Below are 22,030 nucleotides of genomic sequence, written 5' to 3'. Positions count from 1 at the left end.
TAAATTAAGGGCAGAAAACAAATAGGAATCACAAACCACAAACAAGATCGGTTATGTTCCAGGGACAAGGGAGAACCACGGAGGATTCCCCCTGGTGCATCTCAATGAGTGCAAATATATTCGTAGGGGCTGTAGAGCATGACCGCTGTAAAACTCTCGTTATCACTAATAAATTTTCTGCGGTCATGCTTCGCCTATGCAAAATCGGGATGCTCCCATTTCCCCTCCCAAAAAATTGTTAGTTCAAGTAATGGGATGAAAGTAAAATGCTGCTCCTAAGAGAGTATAGGTTGCTAAAAGCAGCACTCCTTCGAGCCAATTAGAGCGCCCATCGAGACTAATTAGATTCGCAATAGTCACGGCTATAGCCACTGCCACTACTTCAAAAGGATTAAAGTTCAAATCCATTGGCTGATGAATTACAAATCCGATAATCACCAAAACTGGCGCCACCAACAAAGCAACTAACAAACTCGAACCCATCGCCACAGAAACCGATAAATCCATATTGTTTTTCAGTGCTACTCCCACCGCTGTTACATATTCCGCAGCGCCACCCACAATCGGCAACAAAATCACGCCTGTAAACAGTGGTGTCAATCCCAATCCTTTGGTAGTTTCTTCCACAACTCCCACAAAGATTTCTGATTCAAAAGCAACAGCAACAGTTGAGGCAACTAGCACTCCTATCCACAGCCACAAATTCGGTTTGTGCGTAGTAGATTCCTCTTTAGTATTTTGAGGATTTTCTGACTCTAGTTCGAGTAATCCAACTTCGTAAAGATAGCTGTGAGTTTTTAATGAAAATAGCAGAGTTAGAGCGTAAACTGTAATTAGGACGATCGCAGTTATTAAGGAAAGATTCTGAATCGCTGCGGGTTCGACTCCATTGGAGGTATAAATGACCATTGTCGGCAGTAGAATTGCAATCACTGCTAGAGTCATGGTAGAACCGTTTACCCGCGCGATAATGGGTTTAAATTCCTGTTCTTTGTAGCGGATTCCTCCTAGAAGCATGGAAAGTCCCATGACTAAGAGCAAGTTGCTGATAATTGAGCCGGTAATGCTGGCTTTCACAATGTCAATTAATCCGGCTTTGAGGGCGACTATGGCAATAATTAATTCTGTAGCATTGCCGAAGATTGCATTTAGTAAGCCGCCGATGGAAGGCCCAGTGACGATCGCCACTTCTTCTGTAGCAGTGCTCAACCAAATCGCCAGAGGTACGATAGCTAAAGCGGATGTGATACAAACTGTGAGGGAACCCCAGTGCAGATACTCAGCGAGGATGGAAATGGGGACAAAAATTAACAAGGCTAGGGAAATGATTTTTTTGATTGACATAGGAACTCGGATAAATAAGAAAGAATCAATTTGAACAAGCAGCCGAAAGATTGGTGACGAAGTTACCTGAGTTAGGAGTCAATCCGAGCCCATTGAGAACTAACAATTTTATACGATTTCCCCGACTTCTTAAAGAAGTCAGGGTTCTTGATCTGTTTGGCAGTGGACTTACTTAATAGCGGACGATCGCACTTATTGCCATTTTTAACGTTCGACCCGCTGGCCGTCGCGGAACACTCCCGGAAAGCGCTTGCCACTGGTATTAATAATTGTGCCTTTACCGTGAGGTAATCCCTTGCGAAATTCTCCCTCATAGCGGATACCATTGGAGAACGAACAACTACCCCTAGCATCGAGTTCTTGATTAAAAAATTGTCCCGAACACCGGGTACCATCGGCGCGGGTGAATACCCCCGCACCTAAAGGTTTACCTCCCAAAAATTGACCGACAAATCGATCGCCATTAGCAAAAATGAATTGCCCCTGTCCAGTCGGCGTACCCACTTTCCAATCCAGAGAAAACGGCCCAATGTAGCGATCGCCATTCGTAAAAATAGCTGTTCCAGTGCTAATTTTGCCATCTCGGAATATACCCTCAACGCGGGCATCATCCTTAAAGATAAATTGTCCTCGACCGTTTGGCTGACCCAGGCGAAACTGCCCCTCATAGCGATCGCCGCTGGAGTAGATGTATACCCCCGTGCCACCGGGCAAACCGTTAACAAAGTCTCCGATGTAGCTGTCGCCACTGTCGTAATCGCACCTAACTCTACCTGTAGCGATCGCAGGGACACAGCGACCACTTCTAGCTTCTGTTCCTTGCGCCATTGATGGCAAGGGATAAATCGCGTAACTACTAATTCCCCAAACTGATGCAACTAATAGACTGATTCGACTGATTTTAACAGGGGAAATCATTAACCAAGTTTCTCCTATGCGATTCTGGATATTATTGTGCTTTGTCATTTGTCGTTTGTCCGATTTCTGGTGAAAACTTGCCTTTAAACCTCTATTTATGATTTAGGACAATCCCGGTTTACCGTTGCGAAATACCCCCGGAAAGCGCCTACCACTGGCATCAATCATCGTCCCAACACCGTGAGGCACTCCCTTGCGCAATTCTCCTTCATAGCGCGTACCGTTGGGAAAAGAGCAACTAACAGAAGCATCTAGTGCGAGATTGAAAAACCTGCCAGAACAGCGAGTCCCGTCTGCCCGCACCAATACCCCAGGTCCAAAGGGCGCACCAGCAAAGAATACTCCTTCATAGCGATCGCCATTAGTATAAAAAAATTGACCCCTGCCCGCAGGTTGGCTGCTAATCACATTAGTTTGAACATTTCTGACAACTCCGAACTCTCCGACGTAGCGCTCCCCATTGGGAAAAACCACCGACCCAGACCTCATCGTGCCGTCTTGGAAGATGCCTGTGTAACGGCCATCATCTTTAAAAATAAATGTCCCTCTGCCGTTGGGTACTCCATTCCGAAATTGTCCTTCGTAGCGATCGCCATTAGCATAGACATAAACTCCGGTACCATCGGGCAGGCCGTTGACGAAATCTCCCTCGTAGTTGTCTGCTCCCTCATAATTACATTTAACTCTTCCTGTAGGAGGATTGCCTTGACAGACGGGAGGGCGTTTGCCTTCTTCTGGTTTTGCATCGGGTTTTGGTTGAGCCATTGACTGCTGGGGATTCAAGAGATTAGTGGCAGCTCCGATGTAAGAAGCAACTAATATCACGATCCCTAATTTTTGAATTGAACCGAGCATGAGAAATCTCCTTTGACTTGAGAGTAATAGTAATAGTAATTTTCGAGCAGCTAAGACTTGCTGAAAAGTCTGGTATTGATTAATGCCTAATGGTGATTTTTCAGCAGCCCTAACTCTATATTGATTTTACTTTCAAACTTCGATATCAGCCTAAATGCAAAAAGGCAAAAAAGAAAGTTTTTGCCTTTAGCATTTTTTACACTTTACAGTCAATTGTTAGCGTCCCGTCGCTCTATTAGGATTTGGCAAACTGCTAATAACTGCATTGGCGGGTTTTTGTTCGCGACTTGGGGGTTTTTCCCCAACTGCTTTGGCTACCTCAACGCCGTTTTCCTCCAGAATCACGATCGGGTCTGCTCCTGACTTGACATCAACCCGCTTCACCAACACTTGCCCGTTAGACAACCGCTGGCCGACTTTGACATATCGACTGGTTGGTTCATTGGGTACTCTGACAATCACTTGCGTCTCGTTCCCAACTTTGACCACCCCGCTGACTTCTGTGCCTGTAGCGAGGTCAGTAGAAGGAGGTGGTGGAGGTGCAGGAATTGCAGGCACTTGCTTGACCGGAGGCGGATTGGGGTCGATCCACTGGGGTGGGCGCTTGTCTACTGGTAGTGGTGGCAGATTCGGCACTCCTAGGGGTCTAGCTGCAATGGGCTGGGGCGGGCGCGGGGGTGCTGGACGCCTAGGAGTGCTAGTAACTCTGGTGGCAATAGGATTGGGCGCTCTCCACTGGGGTGGGCGCTTGTCTACGGGCAGTGGTGGCAGATTCGGCACTCCTAGGGGTGTAGCTGCAATGGGCTGGGGCGCGCGCAGGGTTGCTAGACGGCGGGGATTCCTACCGTTAGTGGTTGCTGGATTTAGACGAGTTCCTAGTTGAGGAGTATTGAGGCCGGGAATTTGGCGGGGGGAGCCAACTTGGGCCCCCTCGCCCCCTGGCAAACCGGGCTGTCCAGGGCGACTGCCAAATTGAGGGGTATTGAGGCCGGGAATTTGGCGTGGGGAGCCAACTTGGGTCCCCTCGCCCCCTGGCAAACCGGGCTGTCCAGGGCGACTGCCCAATTGAGGCGCATTCAGCCCCGGAATTGGGCGCGTCGATCCAATTTGCGACCCATTGCCCCCTTGGGAAGGGTCTGTCTGGGAGCCTGTTGCTATCCTAGTGCCTGATCGATCGCCCCTGGATGAACTGTTGCGAGTTGCAGTTGGAGCGATCGGCTCTATTCTGGGGGGAGGCGATGAGTCTGGCAGTTTCGGTAGCAGGGCAACTTGTCGTTGTGCCAGTTTGGGGAACGGATTGGCAATCTGACCAACTTCTACATTAGCTCCGGCTGGGTTTTGAACTGCGATCGGTGGCAGCGGCCCAAAGGGGTCTATCTGAGCAGGATTTGGTGTCAACGCTCCCGACGGTATGGGTTGACCAGGGGCCGGTGGGTTTTTGGGCTCGCTCTTGTTGTCGCCAATCCCTGTAGCACTCTGTTGTGCCCGTTGGTCTGGGTTGGTCGATCGAATTAAGCCCGGAGGCTGAGCCGCTACGACTGGAGACTGGAAAGTCTGAGTTCCTGGGGTGGGGCTAGCTGCTGCTGACGGTGATGGAGAAGCTCCACTAGGAGTCGGGCTGGGGCTGGCTGTGTTGCCACCCCCACCGTCACCACAGCCTCCGATCGAGAAAGCTAGTAGTCCTATAGTTGCAAAATATAAAAGTTTGTGCATTGCCGATCGCCCCTAAATGCTTGATTTCAAGATCCAACAAGGCTTTGCAATTACAGCCTGTTATCGCTTTTAGTTTATCTGTGTTCGATGTTATGCGATCGCTTCACAATTGCCAAGTTCCCCCAGGTGTCATTCCCACCGTTCTCACCATCGCCTTGAGTCCGCAATTTTTCCCCTCACAGCCCTAGACCTCTCCAGAAAAGCCCCTCTGGAACAGGCTGTTTGACCTGTGCCACAATAACTATTGCAAAGGTCCATAGTCTTGACATCTAAAGGTCAATTATGTTAATTTGCCGTTTTAATAGTGAATGAAAATTTCATTCCGTAAAAAAGAAAATCCCCTAAAATTATCCCTTGGCTTCGGGCGAACAATCACACCGTATATATCTGTCTACTTAACTGAGAAATTATACTTACAAATAGGGTATTGTCATGGCACAAGCGTCTGTATCTCCTGTAGTGCTGATTATTCTAGACGGCTGGGGTTATCGTGAAGAAAAAGACGGAAATGCGATCGCCACTGCCAAAACACCAGTTATGGACAGTCTCTGGGCTGCTTATCCCAGAACTCTAATTCGGACTTCTGGCAGAGCTGTAGGCCTACCGGACGGGCAAATGGGCAACTCCGAAGTTGGTCACTTGAATCTGGGTGCGGGTAGGGTAGTCCCTCAAGAGTTGGTGCGGATCTCTGATGCAGTGGAAGATGGTTCTTTGCTGAGCAATCCGGCTCTAGTTAAGCTTTGCGAGGAAGTGCAAGCTAGGGGCGGGAAGTTGCACCTGACTGGCCTTTGTTCCGAAGGTGGGGTTCATTCCCATCTCAGTCATATTCTAGGGTTACTGCAATTGGCAAAAGCCCAGGGCATTTCTCAGGTTTGCATTCACGCCATTACTGACGGCCGCGATACTACCCCAAAAGAGGGTGTGGAAGCTCTCGCCAAAATAGAAGGTTATATCCAACAGGTAGGGATTGGCAAAATAGCTACTCTCAGCGGTCGCTATTATGCGATGGATCGTGACAAGCGCTGGGATCGGGTGCAACGTGCCTATGATGTGATGACGACTGAGGGCGCACCTGATGGTCGATCGGCTGTGGAGGTGTTGCAGGCATCCTATGGTGAAGGAGTGACGGACGAGTTTGCAGTCCCGACCCGGATTGCGCCCGGAGCAGTGGCATCCGGCGATGGGCTGATTTTCTTTAATTTTCGCCCGGACAGGGCTAGAGAGTTGACTCAGGCCTTTGTCGATCCAAATTTTAAAGGGTTTGAGCGACAGTTAATTGAACCGCTGACCTTTGCAACTTTTACTCAGTATGACCCCAAGCTTTCGGTGTTGGTGGCTTTTGAACCTCAGAATTTGAACAATATTCTGGGTGAGGTGATCTCGAAACAGGGTTTGCGGCAGTTGCGGACGGCGGAAACTGAAAAGTATGCTCATGTGACTTATTTTTTTAATGGCGGTCTAGAAGAGCCTTTTGAGGGAGAAGACCGGGAAATGGTGCAGAGTCCGATGGTGGCGACTTATGATGAGGCACCTGAAATGTCGGCGGCCCTGGTGACGGATGGGGCGCTGGCGGCCATTGAGAAGGGTATTTATTCGTTTGTGGCGATTAACTACGCTAACCCCGATATGGTGGGTCATACGGGGATGATGGGTGCCACTGTAAGTGCGATCGAAACTGTGGACAAATGTTTGGGGAGGCTGGTGACTGGCGTTACCAAAGCTGGGGGAACGGCAATTATTATCGCTGACCACGGTAATGCTGAGCAGATGTTTGATGAGGATGGGAATCCTTGGACGGCTCACACTACTAACCCGGTGCCGTTTATTCTGGTAGAAGGCGAAGGTCTGAAGATTCCTGGTCACGGAACGGATGTTCCTTTGAGGGAAGATGGCTGTTTGGCTGATATTGCACCGACGATTTTGGAGTTTTTGAGATTGCCTCAGCCTCCTGAGATGACAGGACGTTCTATGATTCGATCGGCTGATTTTGAAGTTCGCGCTAATCGCTCTCCGGTGCGAGTCCGGTTGTAGTAGGGACACGGCACTGCCGTCTCCGACTCTAGTAGGGACACGGCACTGCCCAAGGAGTGTCAACTTAAGCTGTGAGTCCGCCAGTCCTTGCGCCCACCCGCTAGTCCGCCAGGGAATGAATTCCCTGTCTAATAGCTAAAGTCCTCTTGCATAGGACTAATGAGTTCTTCAGTCCTCTTGAGAGGACTTTCGCTTTGAGGCAGGGGTTTAAACCCCTGCCGGACTATGGGTTTTACCTTAATTTGACACTAATGGGCACTGCCATGTCCCTACATAAATTGCGGGCGATCGACCAGATTTGATATGATAATAAGTCACCAATTACCGATTACCAATTACTCACAATTATGAATATTGTTTCTGTTTTACAAGTTATCTGGTCTTTGTCTGCTCTTGGAGTTGTGATTTTTGTGTTGCTGCACAGTCCTAAAGGTGATGGCATTGGAGGTATTGGAGGACAAGCTCAATTGTTTACAAGTACCAAGAGTGCTGAGACAACTCTGAATCGGATTACTTGGGGTTTGGCTATTGTTTTTATAGGTTTGACGGTGATTTTGAGTGCTGGTTGGTTGACTCCTAAGTTATAAAATTAGGCAATCATTCACGGGCCAGATGTACGTGCCACAATCAAATTGATTCGGGAGCATCCGGGTTTTGTAAGGGCTAGAGCATTCTAGGAATATATTTGCCAAACACAGATGCACCCATTGATTCTTTGTAGAACAGGCATTTTGCCTGTTCTTGAAAAGGGTGCAAGATATGAGGTTTAATTGCGGTTGCAAAAATGTGGTTGTGGAAAGTTACCAGAAGATTTCGGAGACTGTTTTCAGTCGCTTTATGTTGTTTTAGCCTGATAATTTTGACTCAGGTTAATACTCCTGCTGCGAGTCTTCCTCCTCTCCCCGACAGTTGGCCCTCTCCACAGGTTCATTCTTTGCCACCAACGCTGGCTAATTGGCAAGATTCAACTGATAGTGGCGATTATTTCGATCGCATCAAGCCCCCGAAAGTCGGTCATTTGGTTTGGTCAAAATTTCCAATTCGGGTTTATGTGCAACCTCCGGTGAATACCAATCGCTCTCTTGAATGGGTTGAGGCTGTGTTGGGTATTGTTCGGGAATGGGGGGTTTATTTGCCGTTGGTAGTGGTGGATAGTTCCGAGGTGGCTGATATTAAAATTTTAATTCAGGCTCCACCTTTGCGTCAAGGGTTGTTGCGATCGCGATCGGGAGAATCTGTCTATGAATTATACACCCGCAACGATGGCGATAAAACAGTGTTATCTCATCGGTTTTCGGTTTATCTGAATCCGAATCAGGTGGGCAAATATATGGCTGCGGTGGCCCGTCACGAGTTTGGTCATGCTTTGGGAATTTGGGGTCATAGTTTGATGGAAACCGATGTGCTTTATTTTGCTCAAGTGAGGAATCCTCCACCTATTTCTGTCAAGGATATTAACACTTTGAAACGAATTTATGAACAGCCTACTCGCTTGGGGTGGGAATTTTAGTGGAAATAAGTTAAAACTACACACAAATTCCCGGCGAATAGAATTCGCGTCTTGTCAAACGAAGTCCGCCTCCGCGGACTAAAGAAAAAAAGATTGGGATTAGTTAGTAATAGGAAATAGAAAAACCATGAAAGATGAAGCTTTTGGAATAGTGCCAGTTTTTGTGAATGAAACTGATACTTTGTTTTTATTAATTCAACATCAAGCCGGACATTGGGCGTTTCCCAAAGGTCATGCCGATCCAGGGGAATCTGCATTGGAAACGGCGAAACGGGAATTGGAAGAGGAAACTGGCATCCGTGATTATGAAGTGCTTGAGGAGCCTAGTTTTGTGGAATATTATTCTTTTGTTCAGGAAGCTGCTCCCAGTTCTGTGAAACATTATGCCTTTGCTAAGCAAGGGGAGGTAATTGAAAAGAGTGTGACTTATTTTGTGGCTTTTGTCAATTCAATGGATGTTGTTTTGCAGGTAGAAGAAGTTCAAAATTCTGCTTGGAGTTCTTTTGAGGAAGCTATTAATTTGATTACTTTTGATGGAAATCGACAAGTATTGAAGGAAGTTAAAGCATATTTGGACGGCAGGAAGGAAAATTAAATCGATTTAAAATTGGAGATTTGAGATTGAACCAATCGACTCTAGGTGACTCCGAAACCCGATTTATTTAATAAGTCGGGTTTCGGCATAGGAGCGGAGATTATTTGTTAGTTTTCTGTGCTTTGGCGTGCTGTTGTAGGCGAGAGAAAACGTTGTAGGCATCGGGGCCGGGATTTTCGTGTTCCATAGCACCATCGATGGGGCCGTCTATGGCTTTCCATGCCGGAATTCCGCCTAGGAGTTCGGCTACTTTTAGGAAACCTGCTTGGCGCAGAATACCTGCTGCTTCGGCTGTTTGTGCGTCGTTTTCGCCGTAGATGTAGATGTCGCGCACGGTTTCGAGGCTGGATTTTGCTAGTTCTACTAATTCGTCGATCGGCATTGGTAATGCGCCGGTAATGTGGCTTTTGTCGAAGCTTTCACGATCGCGCACATCGATGATTGTTAATCCAGGTTCTCCCCAATCTAAACGGTCTTTGAGGTCGTGGCTGGATGCTTGGGCTTTTAGGCCAGGAGGTGTGGGAGTAAGGTCTGGCAGTTTTTCTTTGATGTCGGAAATTTGGTCGGGAATGGTTTTCATAGGAATCTGCAACTCATTACTTTGTTGGTAATGTAACGAAATGTTTTGGTTGAATGCGTCTTTCTAAAGGATGAATAGGGTATTCAACTAAAGTCGCACTTGAGCTGGTGTGCTAGTTGTTGCTTAAAGTTGCGATCGCTATAATTTGTTGAGGTTGCTCAGGGAAGTTGATACTGGCGATTGTTTTGTAATACTAAAGCCGCTGTAGACTCTCATCGGCTTGAATAATTCATGTTGAATAACTTACCCAGTTTTTGATATTCATCCTGATTCTGCGAAGGATTGAATTGGTGGATTTACGAATCAATTGCTTTGGGTAAGACCGCATATTATATCAAATAACAGTTTTTTAGTCAACCCCTATTTTTTTAATAATCAACTTTAAGAATACGGATGAGTAATAAAATTATTGCAGCCGCAAATCTGCATAAATTATTGGCAGCATCTGGAGAAATTTGCCGGACAATTGAGATGTTTTTTAGCAGGATTTCTGATAAAATTCGATGATGATATCTGGTATTTGAAGGTATGAATATGTCTAAAAAAGCTGAAATTGCGTTGACGGCCGCAGAGCAATTGCTGTGGAATGCGAAGGCAAAAGTTCGGGTGCTGTTGAATTTGTGGGATGAGGGGGAAGGGAAAAATAAGGTTAATCAAGGGAAGTTGACTAAGCTGATTGCGAGAACTAATGAGACTAAAAAGACTTATGAGCCGATTTTGAAGGAATTAGAGGAATCGGGAGCGATCGCCTATTTGCGGGAAAAGGGACGGACTCAGGTGGAACTGACGGCGAAGGGGAAAGAAGTTTTAGCGGCGGGTTTGAAAAGTCAGGATTCTTTGTTTGAGTTTGATGGTTCTCAAATGGGTGCTCGGCTGGGAAATGCTCTGTTGAAATGGATGCGGCATGAGGATGGTGCGACGGGTGTTGGTGTTGAGACGGGGAAAGGGGATGTAGGGGCGATCGCCTCCTATGAGGATTTTATGTCTGTGGCGTTGGATGTGTATGACAGCTTGAACCGGGATTATAACTTAGACGATTTAGTGCCGATTTATCGGATGCGGCGGGCGATCGGGGAAAGAGTTGGGCGATCGCAATTCAACGAGTGGCTGTTGGAAATGCAGGCTAATGACATTTTCCAGCTAATGGCTGGAGAAACGCAAGACATCACCCCAGATAAACGTGAAGACTCGATCGCTATTCCTGGTGGTGCATTGCGTTACTACGCCAAACGTTTGAATTCCTAAAATTGCCCTCAATCTTTTTGTAGTTCGTTACCTCACACACGATCGCCATGAACAATATATCAGTTTCTCCGATAGAAGCTCTCAATGCTGCCATCCAAAATCACAATCCCTTTAGCAAAGCTGGAATTGTCAAAGAACAGGATATTTGGGGGAAAGGCTTTCCCGATATTCCGACTCTAAATGCTCACGCTTCCGATGCCATTTTTCAGGCTGTTGAAAAAGTACAGACTACTCAATCCAGCCAAGAAAAAGTGACTTCACTGGTATTAACAGCTCAACAAGGAGTGGGAAAAAGCCACATTTTGAGCCGCACTCGCCACAGACTAGAAACCAATGGAGGTGCTTTGTTCGTTTATGCCAGTGTTAATAATTACACCGACTTAAACTTGATAAAATACCAATTTCAGCAAACTTTAGCTAACAGCTTGAGCCATACAGGCAGCCAAAGAGTTATGCAATGGCAGGAAATAGCTGCTGCAATGGCAAACGAAGGTTTCAAAGCTATCAATTCTGCTACACCAAATCTTTCTCCTCAAGAACTTATCAAGCGATTTGACAGAGTATGTGCTAGTTGGGCTACTAAAAACAAGAATTTTATGAACACCCTAACTAAGCAAGTTCTCAAAACAAAATCCAAAGCCGATCCTTATATTGTTCGAGCTGTCTTGTGGACGTTATCTGAAGTTGAAACACCTTTTGCTATCAAATGGTTATCGGGTGAAGAGCTAGATACATCTAAAGCTGAGGAACTAGGATTGCCTGCTAATTCCGGCAAGACCAATCAGGACAGAGAAGCCGAATCTTTGAATAATGTCCAGCAAATTTTAAATTTGGTGAGTTACTACAGTCCTGTAATCATTTGTTTTGATGAAATAGATGTCAATACAAGTTGTAGAGATGATGGCTTGACAACACCGCAGGTAATTGCCGATCTAGTTAAACGTTTGTACGATACTCTCGAACACTCCGCTCTCGGTCAAGGTTTGGTTATTATCACAGTAATGATGCCCTATACGTGGACAGACACAGTTAACGTAATGTCTGGCGGTATACCCGATCGACTTTCAACATACACGCAGCGAAAACCAATCGATTTAAAATACTTAAATAGCGATTCTTTAGTCGATTTAGTCCAGTTGTGGTTGCAAGATTTTTATAATATCAGGAATTTAAACCCTCCTCATCCGGTCTACCCGTTTGAGGAAACTCAACTGAGAGAATATGGCAGAGGTAAGCCAACTGTACGGGAAGCTTTGACTTGGTGTGCCGAGAATTTTAAAGTTTTTATGCCTCCAGTGCCTGAACTTCCAGAAGATCCTGTTGAGCGGTTTGAGTTGGCCTTAAATCAGGAACTTGGGGCTGATATCCAAGAGGATATCGAAGATAATTCCACAATTGCTCAGGCTATTTACTTTGGCTTTGAAACCTTGAAAGGTCAGACGATTGACAAGGTAACAGTTGATGACATTAGCACAGATATTAAACCAAAAGCAAAAAATGCGGGTTGGATCGGATACAAGATAATTGGCACCGAAAACGGAAAAGCTATCAAGATTGGTGTTGCAATTATCCAATCTGCTCAATCCGAATTGGTTGCTGCATTAAAGCGCTTAATTGATTATCAAACTTTTGATTTGACGCGCGGTTGTTTAGTACGTTCCCAATCCAAAATAGAAAATATCAAGAAAACTTCTAAAGCGTACAAGCTACTAGAGGAACTTGTCTCAGTTGAAAAAGGCGGTGAGGTAGTGTATTTGATTGAAGAGCAAATAAAGCCGCTGCTGGCTCTCCGTACTGTTTGTAAAAAATGCCGAGATTACAATTTAACAGAAGACCAGGTTTTTGACTTTATATCTCAGAAGCAGCTCACTTTTGAGAATCTTTTATTGCGGGAAATTTTGAGCGATCCCTCCGGTGAAATGCCTGCGGTTGATGATGAAGATGAAAACCTACTTTTAGAAGACATTTTCAACCCCCCCAGCAGTGATGATACAGATGATGGGGATCTAAGTGACCTATTTAGTTAACCATGAGCAAATCAATTTTGCTTCAAACAGCTCTGGCTTTACCAAATCCAGATATTGAAGCTTTAATCCAAGGACGAATGATTGTAGCTATGCCTCGGATGTTTCTGAATCCGGGGCGAACATTTGCTTTGTATCCAGCCAATCTTTCGGTTGATTTGCTATCGGGCGATCGATATTATCGATCGCATTTTTTGCCTGTCGCTCAAAACACACTTGCTGTGTTAAGTTCTGAGAAAGTTTTGATTAAGGCTTGGGCTAGATGCGAATTGTGTCAAATGCTGAATGATCCTGAATCATTAGAGGCTTTGTCGCAGTTAACAGTCTGGACAACAGAGGCATTAAACCAAACTCTCTTAGAAAAACCTTATCTTTTTCTAGCTCATCTTCGCGTCTATCTGCTACCTCAGCCGCTTGAAATGCCTGTGCATCACAGCGGCAATTTTGTATCTTTGCCCAAATCCCGAACAGTGACTGATTCAACGCCTGTTTTGAGTGATTTTCTGTTTGCTAAACGCAGTCAAAATCTCAAAAAACTAGAGCCTCCTGAACATCCAGAATTGGAAGAGTTGCAAAGTGCATTAGTGCATTTATCAACTACTAACCCAAAAGCCAAACAACTAGATGCAGAAATCAAAAAATTTCTAGGTTGGTCAGAAAAATTACCAACAGCAAAACCTGATATTGATTTAGATTGGATTAAAACGATCGCACAAATCGGAAACTCTAGCGACGGTAATGGCTTTGAAAAATTAGTCCGCAAGAGTTTTATCAAGCTAGGATTTGCCAATTCTAACAATAAACCAGAAGCTAGCCTCGATCCAGAATCAACAGGCGGTGCTGGCGGATTAGATTTCTACTGTGAAACTCCCTACCAGGTAGTGGGAGAATGCAAAGCTACCAAAAGTGAAACCGTAGCTGATGGAACGCCAGCGCAACTTATCAAGTTAGGACATAAGCATCTTCAGGAACAATACAACTGCTGTATTAAGATAATTATGGCCGCTGGTCAGCTAAATAGACACGCTAAACAAACTGCTATCGGAAACCACATGAACGTCATCCGCCCGGAAACATTGCAAAAACTTGTTGAATTGAAAGCTAAGCAACCAGGTTCGATCGATTTATTAGAGTTAAAACCTTGTTTGGAACAACAGCCCTTTGGTGAGGAAGCCGATGCTAAGGTTAATCGCTATATTGACGACGTGCGGGAAAAGCTTAAAGTGCGATCGCACGTTCTTTCTATTCTGAAAAAGTATTTAGAAACTACAGGTTCTAAAAGAGCCAGTGTTGATTCTTTGAGCGGTGCGTATTCCATGTCTAACCCACCCAAGCAGTTGTCCCGCGAAGAGTTGCACGAAATTTTAGTAGAACTTTCTTCTCCGCTGACAGGTTATGCAGGGCGAATTAAAGGAGATAATTTATGGCGCGATCGCTTTTATTTCCTGCGCGATTTACTGCTAGACGATTGAGCATGAGAAAGCGCTATTGCAATCATTTTAATCCCTTAAACAGAATCAGGATCTACGCCCAACTCCCGCAACTTCGCCGCCAACCTTTCAGCTTTCTGCAATTGGGCTTGTTCTGCTTTGACTAACTCCTCCACCAATGGCGGATTTAGTATTTCATCCACCGATAAAACTAAATCTGGAAATACTACAGACACCATATCTTCACCAGGAAAGAAATCTGTCTGATTGTAACCATCTTCACCTTCAATCAATGCTAAAAGCCTAATTTTTTGCTTACCACTTTTTGGATCAACAATGCAATATTCTGGCACATTCGCTAGTTCGTACTCCCCTCGTTTGATCACGTAATCTGCCCGCCGGTCTTCACTCACTACCTCTACCACTAATAGCGGCTTTTCATCAAAATCGAGAATGCCTGCACCGGATCTAGCAGCAGCTTGTTCCAAAAGACTTTGAGTGCAGACAACTACATCGGGAATCCGGGATTTATCTTCATCAGTTCTCACTCCCAGACCAGTTTTTACTACTAAATCAAGATTATGAGCAGCTAGGTAACGCTGCAATTTATAAACTAAATATTCGCAAATTTTGATGTGTAAAACTGTTGCTGTTGGCATCGGAATTAATTTGCCTTTGTACAGTTCATATTGTACATCAAGTTCGCCTTGATAAACTCGGTATTCTTCAAAGGTTAATGTGGGTGAATCATCAACTTGCTGGTCTGTTAAAACTGGCGCAATTGATTGAGACATATGTTTTCCTATGAGTTGAAATTGATCTAGTTTCTATTGTAGCTCACAACCCAAGGTATCAAATATAAGTCATACTTTCTTAGTTTATTTAATTCTGGCTTGACTGAAATTAGCCCCCGTATAACCGGTAGTCAGCCAAACAATAGCTCTCACACCATCGCGCACTGCTTTTTGCACCGGTTCGGGTTCTCGGCCCGAAGGAACAGCCACAGGCTTGAAACGAATACCTCTACTACCGAAAACAATCTCTCCGATGATCCAAGCTCGTCTCATGTGATCGTCTGATGTAATCAGATACAAGCTATCAATTCCCCGATCGCGCAACTCATCTACCAATGTGGTAAAGTTGGTTACAGTATCCACGGCTCTGTAGTCCAAATGCAGGCGATCGGACCTAATACCCGCCTCAGAAAACACCCATTGAGCGAACTCAGGATTACTCCCAGAAGAAACCCAAATCGGCAAATCAGGATGCTTGCGAGCAAAGTTAGCGGCAAACACCTCCCGCTCCGTCGCCCCACCCAACACCAACAAAGCTTGGGGTCTTTGAAATTCAGTCTTGAGCTGTTGATAGCCCAACCAAAAAGCCATCAACAGTGCTACTAGCAACCGAACTTGCTGCGAACTCCTCAAACGTTTGTAACGTCGCTTGTTTAAATTGACTCTTAACCACATTTAAACCTATAAAAATTTTGTGTAGCTGACATAGGAACAATAACAAAAAATACGGCACTTACAGCCTATTAACAGGAATTTAAATCTAAAAATTAAGAAGTGGCCATCATGCGGATGTGTCAAAAGGACCCATGCAGAAACCCAGTTTTTTAAGGCAATTATGTCAGCGAAACTTGTTGGGACTGAAAACCAGAAAGCTAGTGTGTGGGGTCTACCCTCCCTCCAAAACCTTAAAAGAAAAGGGCAAAACCTAGACTTTGCCCTTTTGCTTTAAATTGTCCTTAATTTGTCTACGGGACTGGCCGGGTTCGAACCGGCGACCTAGCGCTTCAGATTTGTGTGAGTTTCCCCACTCTCTGGACTATTCCTTCACCGTAGGCTTGCGACCTTTAGGTGGTGGCCGTATGTTTAGGAGGTTTTATGATGTTTACTTCCTAAAGCCAGTCTCTGCACCTTCTCTACCAAAATTTGAGTATTAGTAGAGCTTGGCTCAAGATTACCTTATCCGTTGTCAGACTTAGGCTTCCTTGAGTTTGACCACATTCACTCCCAGAGTTTCCTACCAGGGTGCCCGATTCTTCAGGAGGCGCTTGCTCTATCCATCTGAGCCACAGCCCCAGTTGCTGAACCGTTTTGATTATAGCAGCTAATGTCGATTTTGGATTTTTAATTTTGTATTGGGGATTCAATTTCTCGGCACCCACCAGGCCAAAAACCGGGTTTCTGGGAAAAATTGGGGATTAGTCTGAGATATACACGCACAAACCGGGTTTTTTTGTCTTAGTCCAAAGTTTAAGGATTTCCGCAAGCTGCAAGTCTTTGAGTAATCGCGACAAAGTTCTCTGCTGCGGTGAGTTGGCCAGCACCGTAACAAGCGCGCCTCCGCCAGACTGTGATGGGGAGATGTCCAGGCGGGGCACTTTCGCGGAAGGATAATTCTTCGTAATATTTCCAATTATCCTTGACTCGCCAGCCTACCCGATCGCAAAATTCCGTATATTTGCCCCCAACACTTTCCCAAATCTGGTGCTGTACGCTCAGCCCAAAGCGTCCATCGCTGTATTGTTGCCAAAGTTGGTCGATCGTGCGAAGGTCTGTACAAGGAAAATTGTCAATATCCGCAGCACTGAGCCAACCTTCCTCTTCCCTCAAACTTATAGACAGCAAAATTTCCCAAGTATGCTCGTCAGCTTTCTGCCATTTTCCAGTTTTTAAGAACTTTGTCAATGGGCGGTAGTCCATCCCGACTTCCGACAGCCGTGGAGTTTGCTCAGGCATTTGCCCTATTTTTTCTTCCAGCCGTTCGAGAGTGCTGGAAATAGCTTCTGGGTTCAATTGTTCCAGGCGGTACAAAACCCAGTCTAGCTGAGATTGGGTGTGCGATCGGGCGATCGCATTTTGCTGCAATTCCCCTTGCAACGCATCAAACCTTGTCTCCCAACTTTGTTGAGTGCAGGCAAATTCCCACATTTTTTTTGCCCACTCTAATCTAATTGCTTCTTTTTTTAAATATATTTTTGTAGGCTTATAACGCAATGGATAAGGTGTCAAATCCCAGCCACAAGTTGAGCAAAATACTGCTGTTGCTTCGACATATTCTGTATCGCATACTGGACAGTTAGGCATATATTAAGAAGGAAAAAGGAAGCAGGAAGAAGCCCCCCAAGGGTCAGGGCGGTTTGGTTCTCTTGTAGGGGTCGTGCCAAGAGTGCCGGCCCAGGGCGGTTTCATTCTCTGTAGGGGCCGTGCCAAGAGTGCCGGCCCGGTCAGCCCCAAACGCGCATTGGATCGTTGGTGGCAGGGGTAGGCACTCTTGGCGCTACCCCTACAAAACCCTTTTTTTGGTGAGAATGAAACAGCCTTGCGTGCCGGCCCTCTTTGCCTGAGAATGAAACCGCCTGCCCCAAGGGGGGAAAAGAAGGAAGCAGGAAGAACGAAGAAGGAAGAACTAATAGTAGAGGCGATGCCCGTGAGTGAGTGCCTCCCTCACCTACTCTCTGGCCCTAACAAGGCAAACGAATAGTAAACAAACTACCGTTTCCTAGCTCCGATTTTGCCTCAATTGTACCGCGGTGAGCTTCTACTATTTGCCGACACAAATGGAGTCCCAAACCGGTACCAGATCTTTTGTGAGTTCCCGGCCCAAACCTTTGAAATAACTTGGCTTGTTCCGCTGGGGAAATCCCCGCACCAGTATCTTGAATTTCAATGACAACCCAAGCTAGTGGTTGGTTTTTGAAGCTCGTAAAATCGGGAGAATTTGCTGCTTTTAAGCGAACGTCTATGGAACCGCTGTCAGTGAATTTAATCGCATTTCCGATTAAATTTGTTAGCAAACGGTACAACTCCAGGCGATCGCCCGGATACTTAGCAATGGGAGCACTTTCTGCACTTTCTGTCAAGTCTAAATTCACTGACAAACCTTTAGCATCGGCTAAGGGTGCGAGCTCTTGGGCTACCTCAGCGATCAGTTGTCGCAAGTCAACGGGTGCAAAACTTAGGGATTTGCCACCTGCTTCGTAGCGATATACTTCCAGCAGCATATTTACCATATTAATCAGGTTTTTGTTGCTGCGAACCATCGTGCCGAAAGCCTCGTGCATGGGGAGGGAGATTTCTCCCAGAGCTCCTTGCTGCATTAAGGTTAACATTCGATCGGCTGCTACCAGGGGTGTCCGCAAGTCGTGAGCGAGTCGGGAGACAAAATCTTCTCGTTGAAGCGCGATCGAATTGCGCTCGTCTACGCTGTGTTTTAGTCGTAGGAGCGATCGTACCCTGGCCAGTAGCTCGTCCATTTCCACCGGTTTACGGATGAAATCATCTGCTCCCATGTCCAACCCTTGCACTACGCTAGCACTGTCATGAGCGGTGATCAGCAAAATCGGAATAAACGGCAATTCTGTTTTTTGCCTAATTCGTTTAGTCACTTCGTAACCATCCATTCCCGGCATCATCACGTCTAGTAATAGTAAATCTGGGGGAGATTTTTCAATTTGGAGCAAGGCCGAAAAACCATTATCTGCGCTACTAATTTCGTAACCTTCTTCTTCCAGAATCGTCTCTACCAATAAAACATTATCTGGAGCATCGTCTACAACCAGAATGCGATCGGCCTTGGTAGCATTCGGAACAGATAAATATTTCATTGAATTCTTGACCCACTATTTTATAGTATTTTTTTGATTCTTCGCCACCATTTTTCCATACTTTGTAACTTTTGAGCTCTGTCCTAGGGAATATAAATATATAAATATCTTCACAATATTTATATATCAACTTCAAAATCTTTATATTTTTTTACACGCTGATGCCATATAGTTTACTACTTTGTCGCCATAGTATGCACCCCGTCCCAATCATCGGGTGGAGGGACTTTCAAGTAATTTAAAGAGCGTTCGATGTGAACTTCAACAGGTTTATCCTTTTGTCTAATTGCCAAAGCAGCCTCAAAAAAACTAATAGCTTTGTGAAAATTTCTAGCAATATAAGCCTCACGACCATTTTTGTAAAGTTCCAAGAACCTTTGAGTTTCTCCCTCCATAGGTTCTGAACTACTTTGTAGCAATTCGTAAATACCAACTGGCTGATTTTTGCCTTTAACTCGCACCTTATCTAATTCTCGCACCCAAATGCGATCGCTACACAAACTGTAAGTAAACTCACTCAAAATTATATCGCAGCCATACTCCTTGGTAAGCTCTTCCAGGCGAGAACTCAAATTCACAGCATCCCCAATTACCGTATAGTCCATCCGCTTTTGAGAACCAATATTTCCTGAAACCACCTCTCCCGAACTAATCCCAATACCAAAACGAAATGGAATTTCTCCGGGGCGAGAATCATTAAACTCTTGGAGCCGTTTCCTCATGTCCAAAGCTGATTTAACCGCCATCCAACCATGAATTTCCGGGGGATTGAGCGGTAACGGCGCGCCGAACACAGCCATTAAAGCATCACCAATAAACTTGTCTAAAGTACCCTCGCAGTGGAAAACAGCCTCCACCATAGTCTCAAAATACTGATTGAGGAGAGCAACAACTTCCGATGCTCCCAAATTTTCCGTCAGCGTGGTATAGCCGCGAATATCTGAAAATAAAATAGTGACATCCTTGCGTTCCCCCACCATCAGGGCGTCGTCACCCAACGCCATCACTTGTTCCACGACTCCCGGAGTCATGTAGCGAGACATAGTAGTTTTCATCCGCTTTTCGCGACTGATATCTTCGAGTACCACCAAACCCCCCCGCACCCCTCCTTCGGGATTAGTCAGGGGGTTAACAGTCAAATTCAAACTGCGTTCAATTACCTTAATGTGAGAGCCGGAAATGGGGAGGGGACAGTAAGGGTAATAGGTAGCAGAATTATCAAGGGCAAATAGAGATTGGGAATTAGCCAATTGTAGCACTGCTAATTCTTCAGCCCAAGCAGCGTTTTCGCCCCAAGCATAATAGGAATTAGGGTGATGGGGATCGGGAACTGCCAAAATATAATTTTCTGCCTCTGGTAAATCCAGGGATTTTTCCACCAACAGTCCTAGGGTTAAACTTTGTTCGGGAACGTAATGTCTAGCAGCATGATTCAGGCTGTCTTCCAGTCTAAATTTCAAATTTTCGATCGGCAAAACTTCCCAAACATAGCGATTTATCAGTTTGTGTTCCCAAAGCTGGGGATTATCTTTAGTTTTATCTTGATTTACCGGACAGCCCAAAAGTTCGAGAGCAGCCTCATTGATAGTCACGATCCGGCCCTGAAAATCAGTGGAAATAACTGCATCAGAAAGACTTTGTAACATATCTTTCTGATACTGTTTTTCGACCATCATATTTTCAAACAATTGAGAATTTTGCAGTGCCATGCCCGCCTGGGAATTGAAAGCCCGCAGAAATTCTTCATCGGAATTAGTAAAAGTTCCTTGGTTTTTATTAATTAGCTGAGTTACGCCGATCAACTCACCTTTAGCGTTATAAACTGGCATACACAAGACAGTGCGAGTGCGATATCCAGTTTGCTGGTCTGTAGTGGGGTCAAAACGGGGATCGTCGTAAGCATCTGTAATATTGAGAATTTGACCTGTAGAAGCCACATAGCCCGCAATTCCCCTGTTAGCGGGAATGCGGATTTTCATCATCGTTTTGCCATCAGCCTTGGCGACTTTTGTCCAGAGTTCGTTGGTTTCCCGATTTAATAAAAATAGCGTACTGCGGTCTGCCTGCATCAAATCACGAGCTTGATCCATGACAGCTCGCAAAGTAGTTTCCAAGTCAAGACTTTGACCCAAAGTTGTCGTAGCTCTCAACAGTGCCGCCACCCCTCGCTGATTGCGAGCGACGACATAGAAAGACTGACAGCTTTCGAGAATAATCCCGATCGAATCTGCAAACACCCGAAACTGTTGTTCGTCGTCTTCGTCAAAAGGTACATCCCCTGCTTTATTCAAAAGTCTGACTACAGCTACGGGTTCTGTTTCGCTCTTGCTACTAAAAATTGGCATACAGAGGATGCTCTTGATTTGATAATCAGAAGGTTCATCTACTTCCGCATTGAACAGCTCGTGTTCTCTGGCTTCTACGACATTGATCGATTTTCCAGTAGTTGCGACATAGCCCAAAATACCTGCATCCATCGGTAAACGAACTTCTACAGGTTTGCCAATAGTAACATCGACAGTTTTATGCCAAAGTTGATTTTTGCTGGAGTCCACCAAAAAAATTGTCGTCCTGTCTGCTTGGAGGATGAGACCAATTTTGACAGTGAAGGCATCTAAAAGTTGCTCTAAGAGACTTTCGAGGGCTTCATTGTTAATCAGATCCATCGCCCGGATAAATTGCTGAAATTCAGCCGTAATAAAGTCCAGCAGACAGACTAATTCAGGAACTGGCAGGTTCTTAACACGGGAGGTTAATGCTCCCATCAGATTGACTTGAGTCAGTGTAGCCAGAACGCTACCAGCATTGGAGAATGTCATGATTAACTGCTTTTTTCGGAGGGTAGAGTGACCACTTATCAAAAACTAGATTTTGCTCGTGATTAAAAGTTTGAGAGAATTTAACATTAAATGACTACGCTAACCCGATTTTTGTATTTTGGTAATTTGGGTCCTTCAGTAAATTTACTTGGGTGTTTTGTATAAGCTTTGAGTGTGGTTTTATGTACTACCCAAGCTCGCTCTAACTGCCTGATTTGTTGATTTACTTTGGTCAGAATCACATTATTGTAATCAGGGAAATGAGACATAATTATTATAGACATCGTTTTTTTAACCACCCCGATCTGGATGATGACCAGTCAAAATCGAGGTGCACTTAAGTTATAATAC

Annotated in this window: 17 protein-coding genes; 7 read left to right on the top strand and 10 right to left on the bottom strand. The window is 45.2% G+C overall.

Translation table 11 applies throughout. The annotated features are described in order from the left end of the window. Nucleotides 1-243: 243 nt before the first annotated feature. The 4 genes from cax to AAFP14_RS21590 form a co-directional block, all read right to left on the bottom strand. Nucleotides 244-1,344, bottom strand: a complete 1,101-nt coding sequence (gene cax / locus AAFP14_RS21605; RefSeq protein WP_341734265.1) for a calcium/proton exchanger — start codon at nt 1,342-1,344, stop codon at nt 244-246. A 204-nt stretch (nt 1,345-1,548) separates the two neighbouring features. Next, complete coding sequence (locus AAFP14_RS21600) at nt 1,549-2,262, bottom strand: MORN repeat-containing protein (RefSeq protein WP_341734273.1); 714 nt, start codon at nt 2,260-2,262, stop codon at nt 1,549-1,551. 102 nt (nt 2,263-2,364) lie between these two features. Continuing rightward, nucleotides 2,365-3,117: an MORN repeat-containing protein gene (locus AAFP14_RS21595; protein WP_341734264.1), complete on the bottom strand. Its 753-nt coding sequence runs from the start codon at nt 3,115-3,117 to the stop codon at nt 2,365-2,367. A gap of 216 nt (nt 3,118-3,333) precedes the next feature. Then, nucleotides 3,334-4,830: a hypothetical protein gene (locus AAFP14_RS21590; protein WP_341734263.1), complete on the bottom strand. Its 1,497-nt coding sequence runs from the start codon at nt 4,828-4,830 to the stop codon at nt 3,334-3,336. A gap of 432 nt (nt 4,831-5,262) precedes the next feature. Between AAFP14_RS21590 and gpmI the strand changes: the two genes are divergently transcribed. From gpmI to AAFP14_RS21570, 4 genes are all read left to right on the top strand, one after another. Continuing rightward, nucleotides 5,263-6,861, top strand: a complete 1,599-nt coding sequence (gene gpmI, locus AAFP14_RS21585; protein WP_341734262.1) for a 2,3-bisphosphoglycerate-independent phosphoglycerate mutase — start codon at nt 5,263-5,265, stop codon at nt 6,859-6,861. Nucleotides 6,862-7,208: 347 nt separating this feature from the next. Continuing rightward, a complete protein-coding gene (gene secG / locus AAFP14_RS21580; protein ID WP_341734261.1) occupies nt 7,209-7,448 on the top strand; it encodes a preprotein translocase subunit SecG in 240 nt (79 codons plus the stop codon). 197 nt (nt 7,449-7,645) lie between these two features. Continuing rightward, the gene (locus tag AAFP14_RS21575; RefSeq protein ID WP_472851076.1) at nt 7,646-8,371 is read left to right on the top strand and encodes a peptidase; all 726 of its coding nucleotides are present in this window, start codon (nt 7,646-7,648) and stop codon (nt 8,369-8,371) included. A gap of 127 nt (nt 8,372-8,498) precedes the next feature. Beyond that, the gene (locus tag AAFP14_RS21570; RefSeq protein WP_341734259.1) at nt 8,499-8,966 is read left to right on the top strand and encodes a bis(5'-nucleosyl)-tetraphosphatase; all 468 of its coding nucleotides are present in this window, start codon (nt 8,499-8,501) and stop codon (nt 8,964-8,966) included. A gap of 100 nt (nt 8,967-9,066) precedes the next feature. Here the strand turns inward: AAFP14_RS21570 and AAFP14_RS21565 are convergent, their stop codons facing one another. Then, nucleotides 9,067-9,546 carry a rhodanese-like domain-containing protein gene (locus AAFP14_RS21565; RefSeq protein ID WP_341734258.1) on the bottom strand — a complete coding sequence of 160 codons (480 nt, stop codon included), beginning with the start codon at nt 9,544-9,546 and terminating at the stop codon, nt 9,067-9,069. A 534-nt stretch (nt 9,547-10,080) separates the two neighbouring features. Here AAFP14_RS21565 and AAFP14_RS21560 point away from each other — a divergent pair. Genes AAFP14_RS21560 through AAFP14_RS21550 form a run of 3 tightly spaced genes read left to right on the top strand, consistent with a single transcriptional unit; the run spans nt 10,081 to nt 14,287 of the window. After that, nucleotides 10,081-10,791, top strand: a complete 711-nt coding sequence (locus tag AAFP14_RS21560; protein ID WP_341734257.1) for a hypothetical protein — start codon at nt 10,081-10,083, stop codon at nt 10,789-10,791. Between the two features lie 47 nt (nt 10,792-10,838). Next, the gene (locus AAFP14_RS21555) at nt 10,839-12,818 is read left to right on the top strand and encodes a P-loop NTPase fold protein (protein WP_341734256.1); all 1,980 of its coding nucleotides are present in this window, start codon (nt 10,839-10,841) and stop codon (nt 12,816-12,818) included. A gap of 2 nt (nt 12,819-12,820) precedes the next feature. Beyond that, nucleotides 12,821-14,287: a DUF1802 family protein gene (locus tag AAFP14_RS21550; protein ID WP_341734255.1), complete on the top strand. Its 1,467-nt coding sequence runs from the start codon at nt 12,821-12,823 to the stop codon at nt 14,285-14,287. A 35-nt stretch (nt 14,288-14,322) separates the two neighbouring features. On the opposite strand, the gene AAFP14_RS21545 is transcribed toward AAFP14_RS21550, so the two are convergent. The 5 genes from AAFP14_RS21545 to AAFP14_RS21525 all read right to left on the bottom strand — a co-directional run bounded on the left by AAFP14_RS21545 (nt 14,323) and on the right by AAFP14_RS21525 (nt 21,679). Continuing rightward, the gene (locus tag AAFP14_RS21545; RefSeq protein ID WP_341734254.1) at nt 14,323-15,039 is read right to left on the bottom strand and encodes a Uma2 family endonuclease; all 717 of its coding nucleotides are present in this window, start codon (nt 15,037-15,039) and stop codon (nt 14,323-14,325) included. 84 nt (nt 15,040-15,123) lie between these two features. Then, nucleotides 15,124-15,714, bottom strand: coding sequence for a YdcF family protein (locus AAFP14_RS21540; RefSeq protein WP_341734253.1), 591 nt, complete (start codon nt 15,712-15,714; stop codon nt 15,124-15,126). A 792-nt stretch (nt 15,715-16,506) separates the two neighbouring features. Then, nucleotides 16,507-17,340, bottom strand: a complete 834-nt coding sequence (locus tag AAFP14_RS21535; protein WP_341734252.1) for a GUN4 domain-containing protein — start codon at nt 17,338-17,340, stop codon at nt 16,507-16,509. A gap of 377 nt (nt 17,341-17,717) precedes the next feature. Continuing rightward, complete coding sequence (locus tag AAFP14_RS21530; RefSeq protein WP_341734251.1) at nt 17,718-18,860, bottom strand: hybrid sensor histidine kinase/response regulator; 1,143 nt, start codon at nt 18,858-18,860, stop codon at nt 17,718-17,720. Nucleotides 18,861-19,036: 176 nt separating this feature from the next. Beyond that, nucleotides 19,037-21,679, bottom strand: a complete 2,643-nt coding sequence (locus AAFP14_RS21525; protein ID WP_341734250.1) for a GAF domain-containing protein — start codon at nt 21,677-21,679, stop codon at nt 19,037-19,039. Nucleotides 21,680-22,030: the final 351 nt, after the last annotated feature.

The organism is Microcoleus sp. EPA2 (assembly GCA_020882975.1).
In the GTDB taxonomy this organism is placed as follows: Bacteria; Cyanobacteriota; Cyanobacteriia; order Cyanobacteriales; family Microcoleaceae; genus Microcoleus.
Note: the sequence above shows the minus strand (reverse complement) of the source record. Positions and strands in the feature narration are given on the sequence as shown.

Excerpts from the sequence above, each read along its gene's own strand:
- secG (WP_341734261.1), top strand. The coding sequence starts at position 7,209 with ATGAATATTGTTTCTGTTTTACAAGTTATCTGGTCTTTGTCTGCTCTT.
- AAFP14_RS21540 (WP_341734253.1), bottom strand. The coding sequence starts at position 15,714 with ATGTGGTTAAGAGTCAATTTAAACAAGCGACGTTACAAACGTTTGAGG.
- AAFP14_RS21535 (WP_341734252.1), bottom strand. The coding sequence starts at position 17,340 with ATGCCTAACTGTCCAGTATGCGATACAGAATATGTCGAAGCAACAGCA.
- AAFP14_RS21550 (WP_341734255.1), top strand. The coding sequence starts at position 12,821 with ATGAGCAAATCAATTTTGCTTCAAACAGCTCTGGCTTTACCAAATCCA.
- AAFP14_RS21530 (WP_341734251.1), bottom strand. The coding sequence starts at position 18,860 with ATGAAATATTTATCTGTTCCGAATGCTACCAAGGCCGATCGCATTCTG.
- AAFP14_RS21595 (WP_341734264.1), bottom strand. The coding sequence starts at position 3,117 with ATGCTCGGTTCAATTCAAAAATTAGGGATCGTGATATTAGTTGCTTCT.
- AAFP14_RS21600 (WP_341734273.1), bottom strand. The coding sequence starts at position 2,262 with ATGATTTCCCCTGTTAAAATCAGTCGAATCAGTCTATTAGTTGCATCA.
- gpmI (WP_341734262.1), top strand. The coding sequence starts at position 5,263 with ATGGCACAAGCGTCTGTATCTCCTGTAGTGCTGATTATTCTAGACGGC.
- AAFP14_RS21565 (WP_341734258.1), bottom strand. The coding sequence starts at position 9,546 with ATGAAAACCATTCCCGACCAAATTTCCGACATCAAAGAAAAACTGCCA.
- AAFP14_RS21555 (WP_341734256.1), top strand. The coding sequence starts at position 10,839 with ATGAACAATATATCAGTTTCTCCGATAGAAGCTCTCAATGCTGCCATC.
- AAFP14_RS21590 (WP_341734263.1), bottom strand. The coding sequence starts at position 4,830 with ATGCACAAACTTTTATATTTTGCAACTATAGGACTACTAGCTTTCTCG.
- AAFP14_RS21525 (WP_341734250.1), bottom strand. The coding sequence starts at position 21,679 with ATGACATTCTCCAATGCTGGTAGCGTTCTGGCTACACTGACTCAAGTC.
- AAFP14_RS21545 (WP_341734254.1), bottom strand. The coding sequence starts at position 15,039 with ATGTCTCAATCAATTGCGCCAGTTTTAACAGACCAGCAAGTTGATGAT.
- AAFP14_RS21570 (WP_341734259.1), top strand. The coding sequence starts at position 8,499 with ATGAAAGATGAAGCTTTTGGAATAGTGCCAGTTTTTGTGAATGAAACT.
- AAFP14_RS21560 (WP_341734257.1), top strand. The coding sequence starts at position 10,081 with ATGTCTAAAAAAGCTGAAATTGCGTTGACGGCCGCAGAGCAATTGCTG.
- AAFP14_RS21575 (WP_472851076.1), top strand. The coding sequence starts at position 7,646 with ATGTGGTTGTGGAAAGTTACCAGAAGATTTCGGAGACTGTTTTCAGTC.
- cax (WP_341734265.1), bottom strand. The coding sequence starts at position 1,344 with ATGTCAATCAAAAAAATCATTTCCCTAGCCTTGTTAATTTTTGTCCCC.